The sequence below is a fragment of the Micromonospora sp. WMMC241 genome (assembly GCF_027460165.1).
Classification (GTDB): Bacteria; Actinomycetota; Actinomycetes; order Mycobacteriales; family Micromonosporaceae; genus Micromonospora; species Micromonospora humi.
The window spans coordinates 3,429,615-3,452,791 of sequence record NZ_JAPZBF010000001.1 but is presented as its reverse complement, the minus strand read 5'-3'; the positions used below and the strand labels follow the sequence as shown (position 1 = coordinate 3,452,791).

Here is a 23,177-nt window from a genome sequence, read left to right as displayed (position 1 = left end):
TACGCGGTGATCCGGCCGACACTATGTGGGAAGGCCCGATTGGGGTGACCGCTGCGTACCGGGGCGCACTAACCTGGCCGTGTGCCTACTTCGTTGCGCGACCTCCTGGCGGACCGGATCCTCATCGCCGACGGGGCGATGGGAACGATGCTCCACGCGGCCGACCTCACCCTGGACGACTTCGACGGTCTCGAGGGCTGCAACGAGATCCTCAACGTCACCCGGCCGGACGTGGTCCGTGGCGTGCACGACGCCTACCTGGCCGCCGGCGCCGACTGCGTGGAGACCAACACGTTCGGCGCGAACCTGCCCAACCTCGCGGAATACGGCATCGCCGAGCGCATCCGGGAGCTGTCCGAGGCTGCCGCGCGGATCGCCCGGGAGGCCGCCGACGCCCACGCGACGCCGGAGCGCCCGCGGTTCGTGCTCGGCTCGATGGGGCCGGGCACCAAGCTGCCCACCCTGGGCCACGCGAGCTACGCCTCGTTGCGCGACGCGTACCAGGAGAACGCCGCCGGCATGATCGCCGGCGGCGCGGACGCGTTGATCATCGAGACCTGTCAGGACCTGCTCCAGGTGAAGGCCGCGGTGGTCGGCGCGAAGCGGGCCCGCGACGCCGCCGGCCGGGACGTGCCGATCATCTGCCAGGTGGCCATGGAGACCACCGGCACCATGCTGCTGGGCAGCGAGATCGGCGCGGCGCTCACCGCGATCGAGCCGCTCGGGGTCGACCTGATCGGGCTCAACTGCTCCACCGGACCCGCCGAGATGGGCGAGCACCTGCGCTACCTGTCCCGGCACTCGCGCCTCCCGGTATCGGTGATGCCGAACGCCGGCCTGCCGGTGCTGACCGCCGACGGGGCCTACTTCCCGCTCGGCCCGGAGGAGATGGCCGACGCGCTGGAGCAGTTCGTCGACGACTACGCCGTCGGGCTGATCGGCGGCTGCTGCGGCACCACGCCGGAGCACATCCGGGTGCTGGTGGAGCGCCTGGGCGGACGCCGCCCGGCGCCCCGGGAACCCCAGCCGGACGCCGGCGTCTCCTCGATCTACCACCACGTGCCGTTCGCGCAGGACGCCAGCGTCCTGATGGTGGGGGAGCGCACCAACGCCAACGGCTCGAAGGCGTTCCGCGAGGCGATGCTGGCCGCCGACTGGCAGGCCTGCGTGGAGACCGCGCGTAGTCAGTCCCGGGACGGCTCGCACCTGCTGGACCTGTGCGTGGACTACGTGGGCCGCGACGGCGCGGTCGACATGCGGGAGCTGGCCGGCCGGTTCGCCACCGCCTCCACCCTGCCGGTCATGCTCGACTCGACCGAGCCGGCAGTGATCGAGGCCGGGCTGGAGATGCTCGGCGGCCGGTGTGTGGTCAACTCGGTCAACTTCGAGGACGGCGACGGCCCGGATTCCCGTTACGGCCGGGTGATGCCGGTGATCGCCGAGCACGGCGCCGCCGTGGTTGCGATGCTGATCGACGAGGAGGGTCAGGCGCGCACGGCGGAGTGGAAGGTCCGCATCGCCGGGCGGCTCATCGAGGACCTGACCGGCAGGTGGGGGCTGCGCCGGGAGGACATCCTCATCGACGCCCTGACGTTCCCGATCGCCACCGGTCAGGAGGAGACGCGCCGCGACGGCATCGAGACGATCGAGGCGATCCGCGAGATCACCGCCCGCTGGCCGGGGGTCAACTTCACCCTCGGCATCTCCAACGTGTCCTTCGGGCTCAACCCGGCGGCCCGGCAGGTGCTCAACTCGGTGTTCCTGCACGAGTGCGTGCAGGCTGGCCTGACCTCGGCGATCGTGCACGCCAGCAAGATCCTGCCGATGTCGAAGATCCCGGACGAGCAGCGCGAGATCGCGCTCGACCTGGTCTACGACCGCCGCCGCGAGGGCTACGACCCGGTGCAGCGCTTCATCGAGGTGTTCGAGGGCGTCGACGCGGCGTCGGCGCGCGCCACCCGGGCCGAGGAGCTGGCCGCGCTGCCGCTGGAGGAGCGGCTCAAGCGGCGCATCATCGACGGGGAGCGCAACGGCCTGGAGGCCGACCTGGACACCGCGATGGCCGAGGGGCGCACCCCGCTGTCCATCATCAACGACCTGCTGCTCGACGGCATGAAGGTGGTCGGCGAGCTGTTCGGCTCGGGGCAGATGCAGTTGCCGTTCGTGCTCCAGTCCGCCGAGGTGATGAAGACCGCGGTGGCCTACCTGGAGCCGCACATGGAGCGGGCCGACGACGACGGCAAGGGCAGGATCGTGCTCGCCACGGTCAAGGGCGACGTGCACGACATCGGCAAGAACCTGGTCGACATCATCCTGTCCAACAACGGCTACGACGTGGTCAACATCGGCATCAAGCAGCCGATCACCGCGATCCTCGACGCGGCCGAGGAGCACCGGGCCGACGCCATCGGCATGTCCGGGCTGCTGGTCAAGAGCACGGTCATCATGAAGGAGAACCTGGCCGAGATGGCCACGCGGGGCGTCGCCGAACGCTGGCCGGTGCTGCTCGGTGGTGCGGCGCTGACCCGGGCGTACGTGGAGGACGACCTGCGTGCCATCTACCCCGGTCAGGTGCACTACGCCCGCGACGCGTTCGAGGGGCTGTCCCTGATGGACCGGGTGATGGCCGCCAAGCGCGGCGGCGCGCCGGTGGTCGATCCGGAGCGGGAGGCCGCGCTGGCCGCCCGCCGGGAGCGCCGGGAGCGGCAACGGGCGCAGGTCCGTGAGGCGCTGCCCGAGCTGGACGACGCCTCGGTCCGCTCCGACGTGGCGGTGGAGGTGGGCGTGCCGACCCCGCCGTTCTTCGGCACCCGGGTGGTCAAGGGCGTGCCGCTGGCCGACTACGCGGCGCTGCTCGACGAGCGGGCCACGTTCCTGGGTCAGTGGGGGCTGCGCGGCGCCCGCGGTGGGAAGGGCCCGTCGTACGAGGAACTGGTGGAGACCGAGGGCCGGCCCCGGCTGCGTTACTGGCTGGACCGCCTCATCTCCGAGCAGGTGCTGGAGGCGGCCGTGGTGTACGGCTACTTCCCGGCGTACTCCGAGGGCAACGACCTGGTGGTGCTGGACGAGAACGGGCACAGCGAGCGGGCCCGGTTCTCCTTCCCCCGGCAGCGGCAGGAGCGCCGGTTGTGCCTGGCCGACTTCTTCCGGCCCAAGGGCGACCAGCTCGACGTGGTGGCGCTGCAACTGGTCACCGTGGGGCAGCCGGTCAGCGAATACACGGCGAAGATGTTCGCGGCCAACGAGTACCGCGACTACCTGGAGGTGCACGGCCTGTCCGTGCAGCTCACCGAGGCGCTGGCGGAGTACTGGCACCGGCGGATCCGCTCCGAGCTGGTGCTGCCGGACGGCCGTACCGTCGCCGCCGACGATCCGGGCGACCTGGCCGGCCTGCTGCGCACCGACTACCGGGGCTGCCGGTACGCGTTCGGCTATCCGGCCTGCCCGGACCTGGAGGACCGGGCGAAGATCGTCGGGTTGCTCGGCGCGGAGCGCATCGGGGTGCAGTTGTCGGAGGAGTTCCAGCTCGTGCCGGAGCAGGCCACCGACGCGATCGTGGTGCACCACCCGGAGGCGAACTACTTCAACGCCAAGTGACGCCGTCGCCCTTCCCCTCCGGGCCTGCGAACGGTGCTACCGCTGCGGCTCGCCTGCATACCAGCATGGACGCCCACCCGTAGCCTTGACGCATGAGTGGCAACGAGCCTCCGCGACCGGTTGACGCAGATCCGCGCTCCTCTGACGGCAGCCGGCCGAGCAGCGCTCCGCCTCCGGGTCCTCTCCCCGTGGCCCCCTCGATCGTTCCTTCCTTGCCGCCTCCGGCCGTCTCCCCCGGGTCCGGGGGCGTTCCGAACCCAGGTGATGTCGCCACCTGGTTCGGGGCGGCGATGGCTGCCGGAGTTGTCGGGAACGTTGCCTACGATGCGCTGAAGGCAGCACTGGGCCGCCTCTCTCGACGGAAGGGAAGTTCCCCCGCATCGCCGGAGAGCACGGCTGACGCGTCGCTTGTCGCAAGCGCGGTGGTGCGGACGAGGGCCCAACTGCCCAGCGACGCCGTCCTGAGTGTCGACTGCCTGCCCACGCCAGGTGGTTGGCAGGTCACCCTCTACGGCGAGGACATCGTGGCGGACGTGTGGATCCGTTCGGCAGGCGTGTCGGACGAGGGCGCCATGGTCGAAACACAGATCTCCCGGCGTCGCATCGAGTCCCGTCCCAAGGAAGTGGCGGACGTGAGGCGCAGGTGGGTGCCAGGCTTCCTGTCGACGCGGATCTTCCGCCGACGAGACTGACCGGGGTGACTACCTCTGCGATCTGTCACAGGCTGTGGTCGGTGCCGAACCAGAAGACCAGAAACGGCAGGGCGAGTGGGACGAGGGTGGCCGCCAGCAACGGTACGAGGCCGACGTGCCGGGCGCGGCGGAGCCGGCGATTGACGAACGTCGCGGCTACCAGCAGCACCGCGCTCATGATGCTGATCTCGGCGACGGCGAACCGGGCGCCGGCCGGGCCGTACGGTGAGACGACGTCGTCGCCGGCGGCCGCGCGCAGGTAGTGGGACAGGGTGTGGATCGCGCCGATCGGCAGAATCGCGCACACGCCGATGAGCAGGTTGCCGACCAGCCAGGCCAGCACGGTCCGGAGCAGGGGCGTCCGGATGTCAGTGGTCGGCACGAGTGCTAACCCAGGCTCAGATCGTGGTCCTCGAGGGCGCTCTGGATGATGTCGAGCGCCTTCGGGCCCAGGCCGTGCAGCGCCGCAAGTTTCGCGCGCGGCACCCCGGCAAGTTCGCGCAGAGCGGTGTAGCCGGCGTTGGTCAGTGCTCGCGTCGCCGGCGCGCCGATCCTCGGCAGGGAATCGAGATCGGAGTGCACGCTCTTCATCATGGCGGCTCCGGCGTGAGTCGATGTCGGCCACGGCGACCGGGTGAGAACGCTACTCGTCGTCTTCGTCGTCGCGCATCAGGCGCCGCGGTGGTTGGGATCCATCCCGTTGCGCCGCCGTGAGCTGCGGTCGTACCCCTTGAGGAAACCGCGGGTGGACCTCGGCAGGAGCGCGGGACGGCAGCTGGTCACCGCGCAGCCTGTTCACACGCTGGGCGGATTGACGTTCCTCGCGGTTATGCCCGACCCGAGGTGACGCTCCGCCTCGTGCCGATGCTGGTCGGCGCCGGCGTGGTGGACGGCCGTCGCATCCTCCTCGGACGAGAGCCGATTCCGGTCGCGCCGGTTCACGAAGACCACGACTGCGAGCACCAGCGCCACGAGCGCCACGACTGACACCATCACCGTCGTCATGCCGTCGACGGTACAGCGTCCGTGCCGGTGCCGGCTGCCGCCGGTACGGGGTGGACAGGGTCCGCCGACATGGGCACCATCCCTGCGTGACGGTCGAGGCATGGACGGCGTTGACGTCGCTCGGTGGCGTGGCCATCGGCGGAGGACTCTCCTATCTGGTGCAGCACTCCACCGCCCGGCAGTCGGCGCGCGCCGAGCGGCGCCGGCAGGAGGCCGCCTTGGCGGAGAGCCGACGGGCCGAGCGGCTCGCGTTGCTGGAGCGGTTCGTCGGGGTGGCGGCGGACGCGGAGCGATGCGCGTTCACCCGGCCGGACCGCTGGGCGGACGATGAGGAGTGGCCGACGCGGACCCAGGCGGTGATGAACCAGCTCTGGGTCGCGGAGCGGATGATCCGTCTGTTGTTCCCGATCGCGGTCCATGACGCCGCCCGGGTCTACTTCCTGGTGCTCAACGGCGCGGTGTGGGAGGGCGTGCCGGAGGGGGAGAGCGCGCGGGACCGGTTGGAGCGGCCTCGGCTGGACTTCCTGGACGCGGCGCGCAAGGCCCTCGACCCCTGACCGGGGCGGTCACTCGGACGGGTTTCGCCCTCCTCTTCCGCTTATGTGAAGAAGTGTCCGGTCTTAGCGTGAGGTCGCACGCCGGCAAGGGTCCGAGGCCCGTCGGCCCGACCGAGAGGCGAGGACCATGCCCGACATTTCTCGACGTACGCTGCTCCAGGCCACCGCGGCCGTGGGCGCCGGGGCGGTCGTCGCACCGGCCGTGCTCGCCGGGGCCGCCCAGGCGACGACCGGCACCGACGGCTCGGGGGCGCCGATCTGGGCGGAGTGCCCGCCGGCGCAGTTGACCGGCCGGATCGTGCGTTTCGGCGACCCCGACTACCCGACCGCGAGCCAGGGCTGGGACGAGCTGTTCGTCCGCAATCCGCTGGTGATCGTGTTCGCGCAGAACACCCAGGACGTGGTGAACGCGCTCGCCTGGTCCCGGCAGAACGACGTCGCGCTGCGGGTGCGCAGCGGCCGGCACAGCCTTGAGGGCTGGTCGAACGTGGACAACGGGATCGTGATCGACGTCAGCGAGCTGAAGTCGGCCGAGATCAACCGGCAGGCGCTCACCGCGCGGGTCGGCGCCGGGCTCAACCAGTTGGAGGCGGTCACCGCGCTCGCCCAGCAGGGTCTCGCCGTGACGACCGGTACGGAGGGGACCGTGGGCCTGTCCGGCGCGACCCTCGGGGGCGGTTTCGGGTTCCTCACCCGCTGGCTCGGCATGGCCTGCGACAGCCTGATCGGGGCGGAGATCGTCGTCGCGTCCGGGGCGAACGGCGCCCGGGCGATCGAGGTGGACCTGCGCAACCGCGGGGACCTGCTGTGGGGGTTGCGCGGGGCGGGCAACGGCAACTTCGGCATCGTCACCTCGCTGACCTACCGGGTGGCCCCGCTGCGCAGTGTCGCCTACCTCCAGGCAACGTGGTCCGGTCTGGACGACCTGCGGGGCGTCTTCGACAGGTGGCAGCGCACCGCGCCGTTCACCGACGTCCGCCTCGGCTCCCAGCTGGAGATCCACAAGTCGCAGATCCTGCTGTTCGGCGTGCTCGCCGAGGGCACCGAGGCGGAGGCGCGGAGGCTGCTGGCGCCGGTCCTGTCGGTCGGCAGTCCGCAGGTCACCGTGCAGATCGGCGGCTGGGGCGAGATCTACGCCGGGTTCCAGATCCCGACCCAGGACGAGCCCGCGAACTGGAAGTTCTTCTCCCAGTTCACCCGCAGGCCGTTCCCGCCCGAGGCGATCGAGATCATCCGTACGTTCATGGCGGTCGCGCCCACCGACGCCAGCAACTTCTTCACCCAGGCGTTCGGCGTCGGCGCGCAGGCGAGGCAGCCGGTCGGCGGGTCGGCGTTCCCGCACCGCGACGCGATCTTCTACTCCGAGCCGGGCGCCGGCTGGGGGACCCGCGGCGTGCCGGACAGCGGTGACGCCCTCACCCCGGCCTCCCAGGCGTGGATCGCCGAGTTCAGCCAGGCGCTGCGCCCTTACGTGGACGGCGCCTACGTCAACGTGCCCAACATCGGCATGCAGGAGTGGGAGACCGCGTACTGGGGGCCGAACGTCGAGCGGCTCCGCAGGCTCAAGGCGAGGTACGACCCGCACAACGTCTTCCAGTACGAGCAGAGCATCCCGCCCGCGTCGTGCTGACCTAACGGGCGGTGCGGAGGATGTCGCGGGCCTGCTCGGCGGCGCGGGTGATGCTCTCGCTGATGAAGTCGAGGAAGCGGGCGATGTTCTCCAGGCGGGCGGCGGCCGGGGTGTCGGCGCCGAGCAGGGCGACGCCCCGGCGGGCGACGGCGACGAGCTGGTCGTTGGCCCGGGTGCTGGCGATCGTCGCCTGGTAGAAGAGGTCGTCGTCGACGACGTAGCGTTCCCGGCGGCCGTCGCCGCGTTCCCGGCGGACCAGGCTCTGCCCGTCCAGGAAGGTGATCGCCTTGGAGACCGAGGCGGGGCTGACCTGGAGGCGCCGGGTGAGTTCGGCAGCGGTGAGACTGCCCGCGTCGGTGGTGAACAGGCAGGTCAGGATCCGGGCCGCCATCGTCGGCAGGCCCGAGGCCATGAGGACGGTGGTGAGCGTTTCGGCGTACTCGGTGACGGCGTCGTCGGGTTCGTGTGGCCGGGGGAGCGGCCCGGAGCCCGGCGAGGCGGTGATCGTGCGTCGCCGGGCGCGTCGTTCGGTGGCGCGGTGGGCGAGGTCGGCGCGGTAGGCGGTGGGGCCGCCGTTGCGCATCACCTCACGCGTGATCGTCGAGGTCGGGCGGTCGAGGCGGCGGGCGATCTCCGCGTAGGCGAGGCTGTCGGCCAGCCCGGCCGCGATCCGCTGCCGTTCCTGTTGGGTGAGCCTGCCTCCGGGCATCGCCGTCTCCCCTTCCGTGACCGTTCCGCGGAACCATAGCCTTCACCATCATCCATTGCAACGCTCGCTCCTCGGATTGTTGCGTTAGATCCAGGCTGGTTGCAATGAAAAGCGCACGCTGAGCAGCAAAGAGCACCGTCCGGTGCAACAACGATGTTGAAGCAATATAGAAAGCAACGTAGCGTTTCCCATATCGGAAAGATGCCACGCACCGCTGGGAGCGCACGATGCAGACGTTCACCACCCCCGAACCGATCACCGCCGTCCTGGACGTCCCCGCCGGGCGCGTCCAGGTCATCGCCGCCGACCGCGCCGACACCACCGTCGAGGTCCGACCCGCCGACGCCGCCCGTGACCGCGACGCCCGGACCGCCGGGCAGGCGGTCGTCGGCTACGCCGACGGCGTCCTGCGGATCCGGATCCCCGAGCCCACCAACCGGATCGTCGGCGCCGCCGGGTCCGTCGAGGTCACCGTGCGACTGCCCGCCGGCTCCCGCGTCCAGGCGACATCCGGCGCGATCGAGGTACGCGGCGTCGGCCGCCTCGGCGACGTCACCGTCGACGGAGCGCACCGGCGGGTCAAGATCGACGAGGCCGCGAGCGTGCGACTGACCGCGACCGACGGTGACGTCGAGATCGGTCGGCTCACCGGCGCCGCCGAGATCAGCACCGCGCGCGGCCACATCCGGATCGCCGAGGCGGTACGCGGCATGCTCGTGCTCCGCACCCGCTCCGGCGACATCAGCGTCGCCGCCGCCGGCGGTGTCCCGGCCACCCTGGACGCCGGCACCGACCACGGCCGCATCGACAACGCCCTGCGCAACGACGGCGCACCCGTGCTCGACATCCGGGCCACCACCTCGCACGGCGACATCACCGCCCGCAGCCTCTGACCCACCGCCGCCCCCCACGAGCAGGAGCAGGATCATGACGACGAACACGTGGACCGGAATGGTGCCGGTCGAGGACACCGCGCTGGCGGTCACCGACACCGGCGGCACCGGCGTGCCCGTCCTCTACCTCAACGGTCAGTTCGCCACCCAGGGCTACTGGCGGCGGGTCGTCGCCGGCCTGGGCGACGGGTGGCGGCACATCACCTACGACGAACGGGCCCGTGGCCGCTCGAAGCGGTCGGCGGACTACTCCTTCGACGCGGCCGTGCGCGACGTCGACGCCGTGCTCGCGGCGCGCGGAGTGGACCGGGCGCTGCTGGTCGGCTGGTCCTACGGCGCCGTGGTCGCGGCGCACTGGGCCGAACGCAACCCCGACCGTACGGTGGGCGCGGTCCTGGTCGACGGCGCGTTCCCCTACGACTGGCTCGACGAGGCGATGGAGGCGCGGATCCGCAAGCTGTTCCAGCGGATGGGCTGGTTCACTCCGCTGCTGCGCCCGACCGGCCTCACGCCGCGGATGTCCGCGGCGCAGCAGGCGGAGAGCAACATCGAGCTGGGTCGGCTCTCCCGCGAGCGCGAACTGGGCCCGGTGCTGGACCGGATCACCGTCCCGGTGCGCTACGTGGTCGCCTCGGGCACGTCCCTCGGCAGCCGCGGCGACGAGCAGGAACGCATCCGCGCCGGGCTCGACGCGGTGACCTCCCGCAACCCGCACATCCGGATCAGCGCGAAGGTCGCCAGCAACCACGGCGCGCTGCTCAAGAAGGACGCTCCGGCCATCGTCGCGGCCGTCGGTGAGGTCGCCGCGCTCGACAGGGCCGGTACGGCCAGGTAGCCGACGACGACCGTCCCGCCGGACGCGGCCGGTGGGACGGTCAACTCGTGCGCGGCGCGTACATGATGACCGCGACGCCGACCAGGCAGATGGCCGCGCCGACGAGGTCGTAGCGGTCGGGCCGGAACTTGTCGACGAGCATGCCCCAGGCCAGCGACCCGGCGACGAAGATGCCGCCGTAGGCGGCGAGGATGCGCCCGAAGTTCGGGTCGGGCTGGAACGTGGCCACGAAGCCGTAGATGCCCAGCGCGATGATCCCGCCCGCGACCCAGAGCAGGCCACGGTTCTCCCGCCAGCCCTGCCAGACCAGCCACGCGCCGCCGATCTCGGCCAGCGCGGCGACCAGGAACAGCAGGATCGAGCGGGCGACCGTCATGCCTCCGACCGTACCGTGACGATCTTGTCGGCGGGCCGGCAGGCGCAGTCGCCGCCCGCGCAGCCGGCGCGGTGGCTGCGTCGGGCGGCCCACCACCAGGCCAGGCCGGCGAGCGCGGCCAGGGCGACGGCGACCCCGGGCAGGACGCGGGTCACGGCCGCCCAGCCGCCGCCGGCCAGGACGCCGGCGGCCAGCAGCAGCGGCAGTACGCAGCACGCGGCACAGGCCGCGCCGGCGAGCCCGGTCAGGCCGGTGGGCAGCAGCCGGCGCAGCCGGTCAGCGGGGTTCGGCACGGTCGGTCCTCCCGGCGAGTTCGACGAAGGGCAGCGGGCAGCAGGTGCTGCCGGCGCAGGCGACCAGGTCGTCGCAGCCGGCGGAGATGGCGGCCCGCAGCGTGTCGCGGATGACGGTGAGGTCCGCCAGCCGCCGCTCCACCTCGGCGAGCTTCTCCCCGGCGCGGGCCCGCAGGCCGGTGTCGCGGCCGTGCCGGTGCCGGCCGGCGTCGAGCAGTTCGGCGACCTCGGCGAGGGTGAACCCGAGGCGTTGCGCGGTCTTGACCACCCGCAGCAGCGTGACGGTCTCGGCCGGGTAGAGCCGGTGCCCGCCCGGGGATCGGCGCGGCGCGTCGAGCAGCCCTCGACGTTCGTAGTAGCGCAGCGTCTGCACGTTCACCCCGGCGGCGTCGGCGAGCTGGCCGGTGCGCAGGCCGGTCATGGTCGGGGCGCGGGCGCGGCCCGCTCGGCGAGGGCGTCGAGCACGTCGACGTGGGCGGGCGGCACCCGGATGTCGAGCGTCAGCGTGGCGTCGTCCGGTCGGGTGAGGTCGAACGTGAAGAAGGAGCAGCACGCCGACTCCCGGGCGATCAGGTCCCGGGCGACCGGTTCGGCGGCGCCGTCGAGGCGCAGCCGCAGGTGTCGGGCCGACACCCGGTCGGTCTCGTGGACGGCGTCGTGGAACAGCCTGTCGAACTCGGCGAGTCGCCGCGGCCGTTCGGTGGTCGGCAGGGTGCAGGCCTCGGGCACCCAGTCACGTTCGGTCATGCCTCGACGGTAGGCCTGTACCGGGGTACCGGATGCAAGTCGGCGGCGGTGAAGATCCAGTCGAGGCCGTCCTCGCCGGGCGTGTCCAGGTGCGCGGCGCGGCGCAGGCCGGCTCGCCGGGCGACGCGCTGGGAGGCGACGTTGTCCGGGCGTACCCGGGCGATCACCGGCAGACCCGGCCGGTGGGCGGCGGCCCAGCCGACGACCGCGGTGGCCGCCTCGCCGCCCACACCGTCGCCCCAGGCGGCCGGTGCCAGGCGGTAGAACAGGTTGAGCACGTCGTGTCCGTGCAGCCGCATGACCTTCAGGCCGCAGAAGCCGAGCCGTCGGTCGTCGCGGCACACCACCCAGTAGCCGAAGCCGTGCCGCCGCCAGTGCGCGTCCCAGCGGTCGAAGCGCTCGGCCGCCTCGGCGCGGTCGCGCAGCAGGTCGGACGGGTTGTGCGCGCAGGCGAGCGGGTCGGTGTGCAGGAGGTGGATCAGGTCCACGTCGGCGGGGGTGGGGCGACGCAGGGTCAGCCGCGCCGTGGTCAGCTCCTCGTCGCCGCTCATGCCTCCGCATCCTGCTGCCGGTCGAGCCACGCGTCCAGGTGCGACAGCGTCGCGGTCGGGTTCTCCAGGTGCGGGAGGTGCCCGGCCTCGGGTACGACGACCAGCCGGCCGTCGCCGAGCGCCGCCGCGTACGCCGCGCCGTAGGCGGGGGTGACGATGCGGTCGCTCTCGCCCCAGAGCAGCAGGGCGGGCACGCCTACCCGCCCCAGCCGGCGGCGCAGCTTCGGGTCGTGCATGTAGGGGTCGCCGACGAGCACCCGCATGGTCTCGCGGTTGGCCGCCTGCCGGGCCTGCTGCTCCGGTGCGAGGGCCGCCGGGTCGACGGGGAACCGGTCGGGGTCGTGCCAGGCGTGCTCGGCCAGGCTGCGCGGGTCGAGGGCGAAGAAGTCCTGGATGGGTTCGCCGGGCACGTCGATGCCGACCGCGTCGACGAGGACCAGGCCGGTGACCAGGCCGGCGGTGTCCCGCACGGCCATCTCGGCGGCGATCCAGCCACCGAGGGAGGAGCCGACGACGAGGACGTCGCGCAGCCCGCGGTCGTGCAGCAGGTGCAGGTAGGCCAGGGCGAGGTCGTCGATGCCGGTGAGCCAGGAGGGCCGCTGGGTGCCGTCCCAGCCGGGATGCACCGGCGTGATGGTCTGCGCGCGCCGGGCCAGGTGCCGGCCGAGGGGAGCGACGGTGGTCGGTCCGCCGCCGCCGTGCAGGAGCAGGACGGGACGGCCGTGGCCGGCCTCGGAGACGGTCAGGGTGAGGTCGGGGTAGCCCGCGAGGGAGGTCATGCCGCCACTTTAACTAAGGAAGCTTAGTTAAGCTAGTTGAGTTTCCGGCTAGAATGGACCGGTGCACGAACTGCAACAGCTCGCCCGCACCGTCAAGCAGGCCCAGTACCGGCAGCACCGCGCCCTGGAGGCCGGCCTGACCGAGGTCGGCACCACGCTCGCCCAGTGGGACGCCCTGCGGGCGGTCGACCGGTCGCCCGGCGCGTCGGCGCGCGAACTCGCCGCCGCGACGTTCCAGACCGAGCAGGCCTTCGGCGCGCTCGCCGGGCGGCTCGTCGCGCAGGGCCTGGTGGAGCGGCGCGCAGGTCGCGGCCGGCGCATCCCGCACCACCTCACGCCCGCCGGGCGACGCGTGCTGGAGGCCGGTCACCGGGTGGCCGACGAGGTGCTGGAGCGCTGCTACGCCGGGCTGCCCGCCGCCGACCGCACCGATCTGCTCGCCCTGCTGCGCCGCGCGCTCGCCGACGAGGACGCCTGAGCCACCCCCTCTCCCCCCACTACCGGCGTCGGCGTCCGGAATAAGGGGTGTGCCGGCCGTCACACCGGGCTACCGTCACCGGAGTACGGCCGACGCCGGCACACCGAGCGCCGCGTCCCCACCCGCGCCGTCCCGTTGACGCGGCGGAGACGCCCCAGGGCGAGCATGGGTACGACGAAAGGGGCGGAAATGGCCGACCAGGTGACGACGAAGGTGCCACCCGAGCGGACGCCCGTGCTGACCGCGCCGCCCCGGCCGGCTCAGGTCGGGCCGCCGAGCAGCCTGGACCTGTGGGCCCGCGCCCAGGTGCTGCACCGCTGCTTCGGCGACGACGACGGCGAGCCGCACATCATGCGCGGACTCGACTGACGCCCGGAGCGGATCACTCCACCGTCGCGGAACCGAGCAGCGCGGCGGTGGGCAGCGCCACCATCCCGTCGGCGTCCCGGTAGCCGGCGGTGAGCCGGTCGTACGCCCGGCGGATGCGAGCCCGCACCGCCGGCTCCTGCCGCTGCACGACCAGCCCGATCGCGCTGATGCCCGCCGCCGGCCCGGCCCACCAGTCGTCCGGGTCCGCGCGGTGGGTCCAGCTCAACGTCGCGCACGCGGCGTCGACCAGGCCGGCGGTGGTCAGCAGCCCGGTCACACCCTCCTCGGTGCGGGGGAAGTCCCGTTCGGGCGCCAGCCGCGGCAGATCCGCCGGCGGCGTCACCCCGGCGGCGTCGAGCGCCTCGCCCCACAGCCGCTGCAACGGCGGATGCGGGGACGGCCAGAGCGTCACCGACACCCGGCCGCCGGGGCGTACCAGGCGGCGCAGCTCCGCCACCGCGGCCGCCGGGTCGCCCACGTGGTTGAGCACGAAGTTGGCCACCGCGGCGTCGAACCGGCCGTCCGGGAACGGCAGCCGCGGCAACGCGGCGCCGACCAGGCCGGCGCCCGCCGCGTCGATCCGCGCCGCGGCGAGCATGCCCGGCTCGGCGTCGACCGCCACCACCTGCGCGCCGCGGGCGAGCGCCGCGGCCGCGACGGTCCCCGGCCCGGTGCCGACGTCGATCACCCGCCGTCCGGCCCGCACCGCCGCCGCGTCCAGCAGCGCCCCGGTGGGGTACGCGCAGAGCCGGCCGAAGCTGCGCCGGTAGGCCTGCGCCCGCCCGGCCCAGCGGGACCGTTCGTGGGCGTCGAAGTCCACTCCGATCATGGATCGCAGCGTACGGGGCCCACGGCCCGGCCAACGCCCCCTGTCGAGGCGGGCATGACGGCTGGAACAGCGGCGGGCACGGCTTCACCGGCTGACGGCGCGGGTCAGCGCACCGCCGCGCCCGCGCGGGCCAGCGCGTCGCGCCACGACCGGGTGTGGAACGCGGCGCCGGAGTTGAAGACCAGGTCGAGGAAGCTCGGCGCGTCGCCGCTCGGCGGGGCCCGGTGGGCCCAGAACTCGTCGAGCGCGCGCCGCTGCTCCGGGCTGGGGGAGGGGGAGATGTCGGAGCCCCGCCCGACGATCGGGTAGCGCCGGCCGCCCACGGACAGCAGCAGCGTGCCCAGCCGGGTCAGCCGGCCCTCGACCTGTCCCGTGGGCGCGGCGAACACCTCGGCGCCGCGCCGGTCGCGGGACCTGAGCCAGCCCTGGTCGAGGGTCATCAGCACCGGCACGCACCGCCGGCCGTTCCAGAGACTGCGTCGCCAGTGGACGATGCTGGCCAGGGCCACGTCAGGAGTCACGGCGGGGACTGTACCGGGGTGGCTCCACGGTGGCCGGCGGCGACTACCCTGCCGGCGTGACCCGCCGATCGTGGTTCGTGACCGTCGCCGCCGTGCTCGGCGTCGCCCTGCTCGCCGGCTGCGGCGGGGTGCTGTGGCTGGCGCGCGCCGGCGACACCGACGAGCGGGACTGCGCGGCACGGGTCGCCGCCGAGGAGGCGACGGTCCGCACCGACCGGCGGTGGACCGAGGAGGACGTGCCGGGCATCGGCGCGTACCCCGAGATCCACTGGCAGGTCGACTACCCGAGCTTCGCCTGTTCCCGCGCGCCCGGCCCGACCGACCGGCGCTACCAGGGCGTGGTGCGGCTCGCGCCGGCCGACGCGCGGGCGCTGGCCGCCGCGTACACCTGGGCGCCGGTGACCGGCGCGGCGCCCGCGCTCTGGCCGGCGCTGGCCGGGTACGTGCCGGACGGCGTGCGCTGGCAGCGCAGCACCGACCACGATGCGGGCGGCACCGAGGTGTTCCTCGACCCCGGCGAGGCGCTGCTGTTGTTCACCGCCGTCGACACGTGATGAACGATTGCCGCCGCCGGTGCGTGAGAGCCGGTGGAAACGGGGGTACTGCGGCGGGCACGAGGTCGGACAACCGGAGGTGGTCGTGGGGGACAGGGTGCGACGACGGCGGCTCGGGCCGCTCGCCGGGCTGCTGGTGGCCGCGGTGGTGGCGGCCGGGTGCATGGGCGGCGGGCTCGACCAGGGCGAGCCGCAGCAGCCCGCCCCGCGTCCCAGCGGGCAACCGGCGTCCCCCGGCGCGGAGACCACCCGGGCGGACGGGACCACGAGCGTCGCCGAGTTCAAGCAGGACTTCGCCGACGCCGTCGCCGGCGCCGAGCAGTACTGGACCGCGCAGTTCCGCGCCTCGGGGGAGCAGTTCCGGCCGATCCGGCGGGTGGTGCCCTACACCCGGGCCGGCGAGGTGTCCTGCGGCGGGCAGGGGCTGCCGCGCAACAACGCGGTCTACTGCTCGGCCGGCGACTTCATCGCCTACGACGTGAACTGGTCGGTCTCGGCGTTCCGGCAGGTCGGCGACGCGTTCCTGTTCTACCTGCTCGGCCACGAGTACGCCCACGGCGTGCAGACCCGCCTCGGCATCCGCTACAACTTCACCATCCAGCAGGAGTTGCAGGCCGACTGCATGGCCGGGGCGTACCTCGGCGACAGCGTGCGCGCCGGGACGCTCAAGCTGGAGGACGGCGACCTCGACGAGTTCCGCGAAGGGCTGCTGGCGGTCGGCGACGACCCGGACCAGCCCTGGTTCGCCGAAGGCTCGCACGGCACCGCCGAACAGCGCTCCGACAAGTTCTTCGCCGGCTACGAGAACTCGCTGGACGCCTGCGGCCTGCGGTGATGCCGCAGGTCACCCCGCTCGGGGGACGCCGCCGGCCCGGTGCCTGCGGGCTGGCAGGATCGGCGGGGTACGCCTACCGAAGGAGGCCCCGCTGAGCAGCCCACACCCCGCCGCCGTGCTCTTCGACATGGACGGCACCCTGGTCGACAGCGAGAAGCTGTGGGACGTCGCGTTGCAGGAGCTGGCCGCCGTCTACGGCGGCACCCTGTCCGACGCGGCCCGGCAGGCGATCATCGGCACCTCGATGGCCGACGCCATGCGGATCGTGCACGACGACCTGGGCCAGCCGCAGCGGGACCCGCAGGCCAGCGCCGACTGGATCAGCGCGCGGATCCTGGACCTGTTCCGCACCGGGCTGCGCTGGCGGCCGGGAGCGCTGGCGCTGCTGCGCGCGGTACGCGCCGCCGGCATCCCGACCGCGCTGGTCACCTCCAGCGGCCGGCCGCTGGTCGAGGTCGCCCTGGACACGCTGGGGCGCGACAGCTTCGACGCGGTGGTCTGCGGCGACGAGGTGGGCGAGGCCAAGCCGCACCCGGAGCCGTACCTGACCGCCGCGAAGCTGCTCGGCGTGCCGGTCGAGCGGTGCGTGGCGATCGAGGACTCGCCGACCGGGGTGGCGAGCGCGCTGGCCGCCGGGGCGGCGGTGCTGGCCGTGCCGGCCGAGGTGCCGCTGCCGCCGACCGACGGCGTGCACCAGCTGGAGAGCCTCACCACGGCGGACCTGGAGCTGCTCGCCGCGCTGCTCGACCGTTAGGAAGGGGCCCCTCCTATCGCCCAGGCGATAACAAGGGGCCCCTCCTTCCACCTCAGTCGTGGGCGATGGCGCCGAGGACGTTGATCCGCGCGGCGCGGATGGCCGGCAGTACCGCCGCCACCACGCCGATGATCGCGGCCAGGACCAGGAACGTCACCATCTGCCCCCAGGGCAGGACCAGGTCGGTGATGCCCTCGTCCTTCAGGGCCCGGACCACGGCCGCGCCGAGACCGGTGCCGACCACCACGCCGAGCAGCGCGCCGAAGATCGAGATCACCACCGCCTCGACGGTGATCATGCGCATGGTCTGCGCCCGGCGCAGGCCGATCGCCCGCAGCAGACCCAGCTCGCGGGTCCGCTCCAGCACCGACAGCGCCAGCGTGTTGATGATGCCCAGCACCGCGATCACGATGGCCAGCGCCAACAGGATCTGGATCATGGTGATGAGCGTGTCCGTCTGGCTGGTCTGCTGCTCGATGAACGCCGCCCGGTCCGCCACCGACACCTCGGGACTGTCCGCCAGCAGCCGCTCGACCTGCGGCTGCACCGCGGCGACCGAGGTGCCCGGGTCGAGCTGCACGAAGCCCTGGATCGGCTGCGGGATCGCGAAGTCCGCCGCCGCCTGCGGCGGCAGCACCACCGGGTTGGTCAGCTGCGAGCTCTCGTAGATGCCGCTGACCGTGTAGGTGCGCGCGTCGCCGCGCGACAGCTGCACCGGCACCGTCGAGCCGACCGTCAGGTTGCGCGACGTCGCCGTGTCCGAGCTGAGCAGCATCTGGTCGGGGGCCAGCCGGCTGATGTCACCGGCGGTGGCCTTCGCCCCGAAGATCTGCTGGAGCGCGGCCACGTCGCTGGACGCCGCCACCCAGGTCCGCTTGCCGCCGACGGTGGCCATGTCGCCGTACTCGCCGTCGACCAGCCGCACCCCGGGGATCGCGGCGGTCTTCTCCAGCACCGCCGCGTCGAAGCTCGCCGGGCGCGGCCCGGACGAGGCACCGGAGATCACCAGCTCGGCCTTGATGGTGTCCTCGGCCAGCGAGCTGATGCTGCTCTTGGCCGAGTCCAGGATCACCGTCACGCCGGTCACCAGCGCGATGCCGACCATCAACGCGGCGGCCGTGATCGCCGTGCGGCGCGGATTGCGGCCGGAGTTGAGCCGGCCCAGCTTGCCCGGCACCGACCAGGCGAAGATCGCCCCGAGCAGCGACACCACCGGCCGGCTGATCACCGGGGTCAGCAGCGCCACCCCGATGAACGCGAACAGCACGCCGCCGAGGATGGTCGCGAGAGTGTTGTCGCCGGCGTTGCCGCTGAGGCCGAGGAAGAGCAGCACCGCGCCGATCGTGGTGACCACCGCGCCGCCGACGGTCACCTTGGTCAACGGCCGGTCCGGGGTGGCGACGTCCTGCATGGCGGCGATCGGCGGGATCCGCGACGCGCGGATCGCCGGCAGCAGCGCCGCCACCACCGTGATCACCATCCCGACGCCGAAGGCGCCGATCACCGCCGCGGCCGGCACACCGAGCCCGGCCAGGGCGAGACCGCCGGCCAGCTTCCCGAACAGGTACGCCAGCAGCGCGCCCACCCCGATGCCGGCGGCCAGACCCACCGCCGAGGCGATCAGGCCAACCGCCACCGCCTCCAGCACCACCGAGCCGATGACCTGCCGGCCGCTGGCGCCGATGGCCCGCATCAGGGCCAGCTCGCGGGTGCGCTGGGCCACGATGATCGAGAAGGTGTTGAGGATCAGGAACGTGCCCACCAGCAGCGCCACCGCGGCGAAGCCGAGCAGGATCTTGTTGAAGAAGGAGAGTCCCTCCTTCAGGCCGGCCGAGGCGCTGTCGGCCAGCTGCTCGCCGGTCTTCACGTCATAGGCGCCGCCGAGCGCGCGGGACACCTCGTCACGCAGCGCCTCCGGTGTGGTGCCGCTGCCGGCCCGGGCCGTGACGTTGGAGAACACGTCCGGCTTGCCGAGCATCAGCTGCTGGGCGACCGGCGTGGTGAAGGCGACCTCGTTCGCGCCGCCGACGGAGTCCCGGCCACCGCTGTAGCCGAACACGCCGACCAGGGTGAACTCCTTCTTCGGCGACAGCGTCAGCACGCCGACCCGGTCGCCCACCTTCACGTTCGCGGCCTTCGCCAGCGCGGCGTTGACCACGATCTCGTCGTCGGCCTGCGGGCCGCGCCCCTCGCGCAGCTTGACCAGGTCACCCTCGCCGAGCCAGTTCTCGCCCAGCTGCGGCGGCCCGAACGAGGTGACCACCTTGCCGTTGCTGCCGATCAGCCGCGCGCCGTCGGTGGCGACCACGCCGCGTACGTCCGCCGCGCCCGGCACCGCCTTCACCCGGTCGACGAGCGACGCCGGCACCGGGGCGGCCACCTGCTCGCCCTCGGCCTCGGAAAGCTCGACCTTCGGCTTCGCGGCCACGTTCACGTCGACGTCGGCGTAGGCGTCGGCGAAGACCGCGTCGAAGGAACGCCCGAGCGTGTCGGTGAGCACGAACGCGCCCGAGACGAACATGACGCCGAGCACCACCGCCAGGCCGGACAGCAGCAGGCGCAGCTTGCGCGCCAGCAGGCTCTTCAGCGTTGCCCGCAGCATCAGTTGCCCACCTCGACCGGGGCGTCCAGCTTCTTCATGGTGTCCAGCACCGTCTCGGCGGTCGGCTCGATCAGCTCCGAGACGATCTGCCCGTCGGCGAGGAAGACCACCCGGTCGGCGTACGCGGCGGCGGTCGGATCGTGGGTGACCATGACGATGGTCTGGCCGTGCTCACGCACCGAGTCGCGCAGGAAGTTGAGCACCTCGGCGCCGGAGCGGGAGTCCAGGTTGCCGGTCGGCTCGTCCGCGAAGATCACCTCGGGGCGGGCGACCAGCGCCCGGGCGCACGCCACCCGCTGCTGCTGACCGCCGGAGAGCTGGGCCGGGCGGTGCCCGAGCCGGTCCCGCAGCCCGACCGTGTCGATCACCGTGTCGTACCAGGCCGGGTCCGGCTTGCGCCCGGCGATCGACAGCGGCAGCACGATGTTCTCGTGCGCGGTGAGCGTGGGCAGCAGGTTGAACTGCTGGAAGATGAAACCCACCTTGTCGCGGCGCAGCTTCGTCAGGCCCGAGTCGTTGAGCCCGGTCACCGTCGTCTCGCCGATCGTCACGGTGCCCTTGGTCACCGAGTCCAGGCCGGCGAGGCAGTGCATCAGCGTCGACTTGCCGGAGCCCGACGGCCCCATGATCGCGGTGAACCGGCCGCGTTCGAACTCGGCGCTCACCCCCCGCAGCGCGATCACCTGCGCCTCGCCGCTGCCGTACACCTTCCACACGTCGTTCGCCCGGGCCGCGGCCTGCGCCTGCCGGCCTACCGTCGCGGTCACGTCATCTACCTCTTCCGTCTGGCTAGGGAACCGCACCGCCCCCGCTGGCCGGTGCGGCAGTTCCATCCTCGGTGCCGCCGGGCGCGGATCCCTCCGACCCCGGGCGGAATCCGTGCCGAACTTCTGGTGGGGGCCGCCCCCCAGACCGGCTCAGGGTGATCCCTGAGCGGCCGGCGACGCCGACGGTAGGACCTCACGTCGCGTCATGGTCAACCACCGACCGCCGCCGTTGGTCACGGTACGTGAGCGCCGCCACCTATTTCCCCGGCCGGACCAGCCCCGTCTCGTACGCCAGCACCACGGCCTGCACCCGGTCGCGCAGCCGCAGCTTGGTCAACATGTGCCCGACGTGGGTCTTGACGGTGGTCTCGCTGACCGACAGCGCGCGGGCGATCTCGGCGTTGGACAGCCCGCGCGCCACCTGGACCAGCACCTCCCGCTCCCGCTCGGTCAGCGGGTCCAGCACCGGCGGCGGGACGGCCGCCGGATCCGGCAGCACGTCGGCGAAGCGGTCCAGCAGCCGGCGCAGGATCCGCGGCGCCACCACCGCCTCCCCGGCCGCCACCGTGCGGATCGCGGTGACCAGGTCCTCGGCCGGCACGTCCTTGGCCAGGAACCCGCTCGCCCCGGCGCGCAGCGCCCCGACCACGTACTCGTCCAGCTCGAACGTGGTCAGCACCAGCACCCGCACCGGCAGCCGGGCGTCCACGATCGCCCGGGTGGCGGCCACCCCGTCCATCCGCGGCATCCGGATGTCCATCAGCACCACGTCGGGCAGCAGCCGCCGGGACAGCTCCACCGCCTCCACCCCGTCGCCGGCCTCGCCCACGATGTCCAGGTCGTCCTCGACGCCGAGGACCATCCGGAACCCGGTACGCAGCAGTGGCTGGTCGTCGGCGAGCAGCACCCGCACCGGTCGGGGCGCGGCGGCCTCGGTCATGGGTTTCCCCTCGTCGTGCCGGCGGTCAGTCGCGGACCGCGCCGGCCGGGTCCAGCGGGATCCGGGCGTACACCCGGAAACCGCCGCCCGGCGCCGCTCCGGTCCGCAGGATCCCACCGTAGAGGGCGACCCGCTCCCGCATGCCGACCAGCCCGTGCCCGATGCGGTCGGGCGCTCCCGGGCCGCGCCCGGTGTCGGTGACCTCCACGGTCAGCGCGCCGCCGACGGCGGCGAGCCGGACCAGCGCGGCGGCCGGGCCGGCGTGCCGGAGCACGTTGGTCAGCGCCTCCTGCACGACCCGGTAGGCGGCCAGCGCCACCCCGTCCGGCACCGACCCGAGCGGACCCGACGTGCGCACGGTGACCGGTAGCCCGGCGTCGCGGGCCGCGCGCGCCAGCGTCGCGATGCCGGACAGGCCGGGCTGCGGCGCCAGCTCGGCCGCCGGGCCGGCGGGGCGCAGCACCCGCAGCAGGCGGTGCAGTTCCCGCAGGGCCGCCCGGCCGGTGTCCTCGACCGCGGCCATCGCCCGGTCGGCCGCGCCCGGATCCCGGTGCAGGGCCCGGCGGGCACCGGTGGCCAGCACCTGCATCGCGGCGACCTGGTGGGCCACCAGGTCGTGCAACTCCCCGGCGATCCGGCGGCGCTCGTCGGCGGCCACCGCCTGCCCGGCGGCGCGCGACACCTGCCCGCCCGCCCGGGCCGGCTCCCGACCGGCCCCGGCGTTGCCGATCCTCTCCCGTTGCTCGCCGGCGGTCCGGCGGCGCGCCCGGGCTCCCCACCGGGCCTGCGTGACGCGGCCCAGCGCATACGCCAGCGCGGCGGTGAGCACCGTGTCGCGCACGCGGCGGGCCGGCAGCCGGTCGGTCATGCCTGCGACGCTAGGCCGCCGCAGGGCCCACCTCGTCGTCGCCGCAGCCGAACCCCGTCTCCTCCCCGAGGAGGAGGATCACTCGTCGGCACCCGGGGTGGCCGGGCGGGAGCGGGCGTCCACGAGCGGGTCGGGCGCGGCGGCGGCGACCGGGAACGGCGGCGGGGTGCCGCCGAAGCTCGGGCACCGCGACTGGTGGCTGCACCAGTCGCAGAGCCGGCTCGGCCGGGGCCGGAAGTCCTGCCGGGCGGTGGCCTGCTCGATCGCCCGCCACAACGCCACCACCGTGCGCTCGAAGCGGACCAGCTCCTCGGCGTCGGGGGCGTAGTCGCAGACCTCGGCGTCCTTGAGGTAGAGCAGGCGCAGCACCCGCGGCACCACGCCCCGGGTGCGCCACAGCACCAGGGCGTAGAACTTGAGCTGGAACAGCGCCCGCGCCTCGAACGCCTCGCGCGGCGCGCCGCCGGTCTTGTAGTCGACCACCCGCAGCGCGCCGTCCGGCGCCACGTCGAGGCGGTCGAGGTAGCCCCGGATGAGCAGCTCGTCGTCGACCACCGCGGAGATCAACGCCTCGCGTTCGGCCGGCTCCAGCCGGCGCGGGTCCTCCACCGCGAAGTAGCCCTCCAGCAGCGCCGCCGCCGAGCGGAGGAACCCCTCGACGCCGGCCGCGTCGTCACCGGCGAACAGCTCCGCCAGCTCCGGCTCCTCGGTGACCAGCCGGTCCCACTGCGGGGCGACCAGGTCGCCGGCGGACTCCGGGGTGCGCGTCGGTGCCGGCAGGTCGAACAGGCGCTCCAGCACGGCGTGCACCAGGGTGCCCCGGGCCTGCTCGATCGTCGGGCGCTCGGGCAGCCGGTCGATGCTGCGGAACCGGTAGAGCAACGGGCAGGTCTTGAAGTCGGCCGCCCGTGACGGCGACAGCGACGCCCGCACCGTGACCGGCGTCCGCGTCGCCGTCTGGTCGCCCTGGGTGTCGATCACCGATTCCGCCGTCAT

The 23,177-nt window shown here is 73.3% G+C and carries 27 protein-coding genes; 10 read left to right on the top strand and 17 right to left on the bottom strand.

Features of this window, described 5'->3' with window-relative positions; translation table 11 throughout:
- Positions 1–93: 93 nt before the first annotated feature.
- On the top strand, positions 94–3,597 hold the full coding sequence (metH, locus tag O7598_RS16015) for a methionine synthase (RefSeq protein ID WP_442929927.1): 3,504 nt from the start codon (positions 94–96) through the stop codon (positions 3,595–3,597).
- Positions 3,598–4,314: 717 nt separating this feature from the next.
- Here metH and O7598_RS16010 read toward each other — a convergent pair.
- The 3 genes from O7598_RS16010 to O7598_RS16000 form a co-directional block, all read right to left on the bottom strand.
- Positions 4,315–4,671 carry a hypothetical protein gene (locus tag O7598_RS16010; RefSeq protein WP_269692146.1) on the bottom strand — a complete coding sequence of 119 codons (357 nt, stop codon included), beginning with the start codon at positions 4,669–4,671 and terminating at the stop codon, positions 4,315–4,317.
- Between the two features lie 5 nt (positions 4,672–4,676).
- Positions 4,677–4,883, bottom strand: coding sequence for a helix-hairpin-helix domain-containing protein (locus tag O7598_RS16005; protein WP_269692145.1), 207 nt, complete (start codon positions 4,881–4,883; stop codon positions 4,677–4,679).
- A 201-nt stretch (positions 4,884–5,084) separates the two neighbouring features.
- Entirely contained in the window at positions 5,085–5,294 is a 210-nt protein-coding gene (locus tag O7598_RS16000; RefSeq protein WP_269692144.1) for a hypothetical protein, read from the bottom strand.
- Positions 5,295–5,380: 86 nt separating this feature from the next.
- Between O7598_RS16000 and O7598_RS15995 the strand changes: the two genes are divergently transcribed.
- A complete protein-coding gene (locus O7598_RS15995) occupies positions 5,381–5,851 on the top strand; it encodes a hypothetical protein (RefSeq protein WP_269692143.1) in 471 nt (156 codons plus the stop codon).
- Between the two features lie 127 nt (positions 5,852–5,978).
- Positions 5,979–7,481, top strand: coding sequence for an FAD-binding oxidoreductase (locus O7598_RS15990; protein WP_269692142.1), 1,503 nt, complete (start codon positions 5,979–5,981; stop codon positions 7,479–7,481).
- Position 7,482: 1 nt separating this feature from the next.
- Here O7598_RS15990 and O7598_RS15985 read toward each other — a convergent pair whose 3' ends face one another.
- On the bottom strand, positions 7,483–8,190 hold the full coding sequence (locus O7598_RS15985; RefSeq protein ID WP_269692141.1) for a helix-turn-helix domain-containing protein: 708 nt from the start codon (positions 8,188–8,190) through the stop codon (positions 7,483–7,485).
- Positions 8,191–8,417: 227 nt separating this feature from the next.
- Between O7598_RS15985 and O7598_RS15980 the strand changes: the two genes are divergently transcribed.
- Together O7598_RS15980 and O7598_RS15975 are read left to right on the top strand one after the other, a co-directional pair.
- A complete protein-coding gene (locus tag O7598_RS15980; RefSeq protein ID WP_269692140.1) occupies positions 8,418–9,083 on the top strand; it encodes a DUF4097 family beta strand repeat-containing protein in 666 nt (221 codons plus the stop codon).
- A 34-nt stretch (positions 9,084–9,117) separates the two neighbouring features.
- Complete coding sequence (locus O7598_RS15975) at positions 9,118–9,918, top strand: alpha/beta fold hydrolase (RefSeq protein ID WP_269692139.1); 801 nt, start codon at positions 9,118–9,120, stop codon at positions 9,916–9,918.
- 40 nt (positions 9,919–9,958) lie between these two features.
- Here O7598_RS15975 and O7598_RS15970 read toward each other — a convergent pair whose 3' ends face one another.
- Genes O7598_RS15970 through O7598_RS15945 form a run of 6 tightly spaced genes read right to left on the bottom strand, consistent with a single transcriptional unit; the run spans position 9,959 to position 12,664 of the window.
- Positions 9,959–10,294 (bottom strand): YnfA family protein, encoded by a 336-nt coding sequence (locus O7598_RS15970; RefSeq protein WP_269692138.1) that lies wholly within the window; start codon positions 10,292–10,294, stop codon positions 9,959–9,961.
- Positions 10,291–10,587, bottom strand: coding sequence for a hypothetical protein (locus O7598_RS15965; RefSeq protein ID WP_269692137.1), 297 nt, complete (start codon positions 10,585–10,587; stop codon positions 10,291–10,293). Before O7598_RS15965 ends, O7598_RS15970 begins: the two co-directional genes overlap by 4 nt.
- Entirely contained in the window at positions 10,571–11,008 is a 438-nt protein-coding gene (locus tag O7598_RS15960) for a MerR family transcriptional regulator (protein ID WP_269692136.1), read from the bottom strand. Before O7598_RS15960 ends, O7598_RS15965 begins: the two co-directional genes overlap by 17 nt.
- Entirely contained in the window at positions 11,005–11,334 is a 330-nt protein-coding gene (locus O7598_RS15955; RefSeq protein ID WP_269692135.1) for a hypothetical protein, read from the bottom strand. Before O7598_RS15955 ends, O7598_RS15960 begins: the two co-directional genes overlap by 4 nt.
- Positions 11,331–11,885 (bottom strand): GNAT family N-acetyltransferase, encoded by a 555-nt coding sequence (locus O7598_RS15950; RefSeq protein ID WP_269692134.1) that lies wholly within the window; start codon positions 11,883–11,885, stop codon positions 11,331–11,333. Before O7598_RS15950 ends, O7598_RS15955 begins: the two co-directional genes overlap by 4 nt.
- Entirely contained in the window at positions 11,882–12,664 is a 783-nt protein-coding gene (locus tag O7598_RS15945) for an alpha/beta fold hydrolase (RefSeq protein ID WP_269692133.1), read from the bottom strand. The genes O7598_RS15950 and O7598_RS15945 overlap by 4 nt, the downstream gene beginning before the upstream one ends.
- 61 nt (positions 12,665–12,725) lie before the next feature.
- On the opposite strand from O7598_RS15945, the gene O7598_RS15940 reads away from it, so the two are divergent.
- Complete coding sequence (locus O7598_RS15940) at positions 12,726–13,142, top strand: MarR family winged helix-turn-helix transcriptional regulator (protein ID WP_269692132.1); 417 nt, start codon at positions 12,726–12,728, stop codon at positions 13,140–13,142.
- Between the two features lie 189 nt (positions 13,143–13,331).
- Entirely contained in the window at positions 13,332–13,511 is a 180-nt protein-coding gene (locus tag O7598_RS15935) for a hypothetical protein (RefSeq protein WP_269692131.1), read from the top strand.
- 13 nt (positions 13,512–13,524) lie between these two features.
- Here the strand turns inward: O7598_RS15935 and O7598_RS15930 are convergent, their stop codons facing one another.
- Complete coding sequence (locus O7598_RS15930) at positions 13,525–14,340, bottom strand: class I SAM-dependent methyltransferase (RefSeq protein WP_269692130.1); 816 nt, start codon at positions 14,338–14,340, stop codon at positions 13,525–13,527.
- 104 nt (positions 14,341–14,444) lie between these two features.
- Entirely contained in the window at positions 14,445–14,861 is a 417-nt protein-coding gene (locus tag O7598_RS15925) for a hypothetical protein (protein ID WP_269692129.1), read from the bottom strand.
- 56 nt (positions 14,862–14,917) lie between these two features.
- On the opposite strand from O7598_RS15925, the gene O7598_RS15920 reads away from it, so the two are divergent.
- The 3 genes from O7598_RS15920 (at position 14,918) to O7598_RS15910 (ending at position 17,004) form a co-directional block, all read left to right on the top strand.
- Complete coding sequence (locus O7598_RS15920) at positions 14,918–15,415, top strand: hypothetical protein (RefSeq protein ID WP_269692128.1); 498 nt, start codon at positions 14,918–14,920, stop codon at positions 15,413–15,415.
- A gap of 85 nt (positions 15,416–15,500) precedes the next feature.
- Positions 15,501–16,250 carry a neutral zinc metallopeptidase gene (locus O7598_RS15915; protein ID WP_269692127.1) on the top strand — a complete coding sequence of 250 codons (750 nt, stop codon included), beginning with the start codon at positions 15,501–15,503 and terminating at the stop codon, positions 16,248–16,250.
- A 115-nt stretch (positions 16,251–16,365) separates the two neighbouring features.
- On the top strand, positions 16,366–17,004 hold the full coding sequence (locus tag O7598_RS15910) for an HAD family hydrolase (protein ID WP_269692126.1): 639 nt from the start codon (positions 16,366–16,368) through the stop codon (positions 17,002–17,004).
- A gap of 52 nt (positions 17,005–17,056) precedes the next feature.
- On the opposite strand, the gene O7598_RS15905 is transcribed toward O7598_RS15910, so the two are convergent.
- From O7598_RS15905 to O7598_RS15885, 5 genes are all read right to left on the bottom strand, one after another.
- Entirely contained in the window at positions 17,057–19,606 is a 2,550-nt protein-coding gene (locus O7598_RS15905) for an ABC transporter permease (RefSeq protein WP_269692125.1), read from the bottom strand.
- On the bottom strand, positions 19,606–20,373 hold the full coding sequence (locus O7598_RS15900; RefSeq protein ID WP_269692124.1) for an ABC transporter ATP-binding protein: 768 nt from the start codon (positions 20,371–20,373) through the stop codon (positions 19,606–19,608). The genes O7598_RS15905 and O7598_RS15900 overlap by 1 nt, the downstream gene beginning before the upstream one ends.
- Before the next feature lie 256 nt (positions 20,374–20,629).
- Positions 20,630–21,313 (bottom strand): response regulator, encoded by a 684-nt coding sequence (locus O7598_RS15895; protein WP_269692123.1) that lies wholly within the window; start codon positions 21,311–21,313, stop codon positions 20,630–20,632.
- Positions 21,314–21,338: 25 nt separating this feature from the next.
- Positions 21,339–22,181: a sensor histidine kinase gene (locus O7598_RS15890; protein WP_269692122.1), complete on the bottom strand. Its 843-nt coding sequence runs from the start codon at positions 22,179–22,181 to the stop codon at positions 21,339–21,341.
- Between the two features lie 78 nt (positions 22,182–22,259).
- Positions 22,260–23,177: a RecB family exonuclease gene (locus O7598_RS15885; RefSeq protein ID WP_269692121.1), complete on the bottom strand. Its 918-nt coding sequence runs from the start codon at positions 23,175–23,177 to the stop codon at positions 22,260–22,262.

Excerpts from the sequence above, each read along its gene's own strand:
- O7598_RS15960 (WP_269692136.1), bottom strand. The coding sequence starts at position 11,008 with ATGACCGGCCTGCGCACCGGCCAGCTCGCCGACGCCGCCGGGGTGAAC.
- O7598_RS15945 (WP_269692133.1), bottom strand. The coding sequence starts at position 12,664 with ATGACCTCCCTCGCGGGCTACCCCGACCTCACCCTGACCGTCTCCGAG.
- O7598_RS15950 (WP_269692134.1), bottom strand. The coding sequence starts at position 11,885 with ATGAGCGGCGACGAGGAGCTGACCACGGCGCGGCTGACCCTGCGTCGC.
- O7598_RS15955 (WP_269692135.1), bottom strand. The coding sequence starts at position 11,334 with ATGACCGAACGTGACTGGGTGCCCGAGGCCTGCACCCTGCCGACCACC.
- O7598_RS15905 (WP_269692125.1), bottom strand. The coding sequence starts at position 19,606 with ATGCTGCGGGCAACGCTGAAGAGCCTGCTGGCGCGCAAGCTGCGCCTG.
- O7598_RS16005 (WP_269692145.1), bottom strand. The coding sequence starts at position 4,883 with ATGATGAAGAGCGTGCACTCCGATCTCGATTCCCTGCCGAGGATCGGC.
- O7598_RS15970 (WP_269692138.1), bottom strand. The coding sequence starts at position 10,294 with ATGACGGTCGCCCGCTCGATCCTGCTGTTCCTGGTCGCCGCGCTGGCC.
- O7598_RS15930 (WP_269692130.1), bottom strand. The coding sequence starts at position 14,340 with ATGATCGGAGTGGACTTCGACGCCCACGAACGGTCCCGCTGGGCCGGG.
- O7598_RS15985 (WP_269692141.1), bottom strand. The coding sequence starts at position 8,190 with ATGCCCGGAGGCAGGCTCACCCAACAGGAACGGCAGCGGATCGCGGCC.
- O7598_RS16000 (WP_269692144.1), bottom strand. The coding sequence starts at position 5,294 with ATGACGACGGTGATGGTGTCAGTCGTGGCGCTCGTGGCGCTGGTGCTC.
- O7598_RS15895 (WP_269692123.1), bottom strand. The coding sequence starts at position 21,313 with ATGACCGAGGCCGCCGCGCCCCGACCGGTGCGGGTGCTGCTCGCCGAC.
- O7598_RS15890 (WP_269692122.1), bottom strand. The coding sequence starts at position 22,181 with ATGACCGACCGGCTGCCGGCCCGCCGCGTGCGCGACACGGTGCTCACC.
- O7598_RS15935 (WP_269692131.1), top strand. The coding sequence starts at position 13,332 with ATGGCCGACCAGGTGACGACGAAGGTGCCACCCGAGCGGACGCCCGTG.
- O7598_RS15885 (WP_269692121.1), bottom strand. The coding sequence starts at position 23,177 with ATGACGGCGGAATCGGTGATCGACACCCAGGGCGACCAGACGGCGACG.
- O7598_RS15980 (WP_269692140.1), top strand. The coding sequence starts at position 8,418 with ATGCAGACGTTCACCACCCCCGAACCGATCACCGCCGTCCTGGACGTC.
- O7598_RS15975 (WP_269692139.1), top strand. The coding sequence starts at position 9,118 with ATGACGACGAACACGTGGACCGGAATGGTGCCGGTCGAGGACACCGCG.
- O7598_RS15990 (WP_269692142.1), top strand. The coding sequence starts at position 5,979 with ATGCCCGACATTTCTCGACGTACGCTGCTCCAGGCCACCGCGGCCGTG.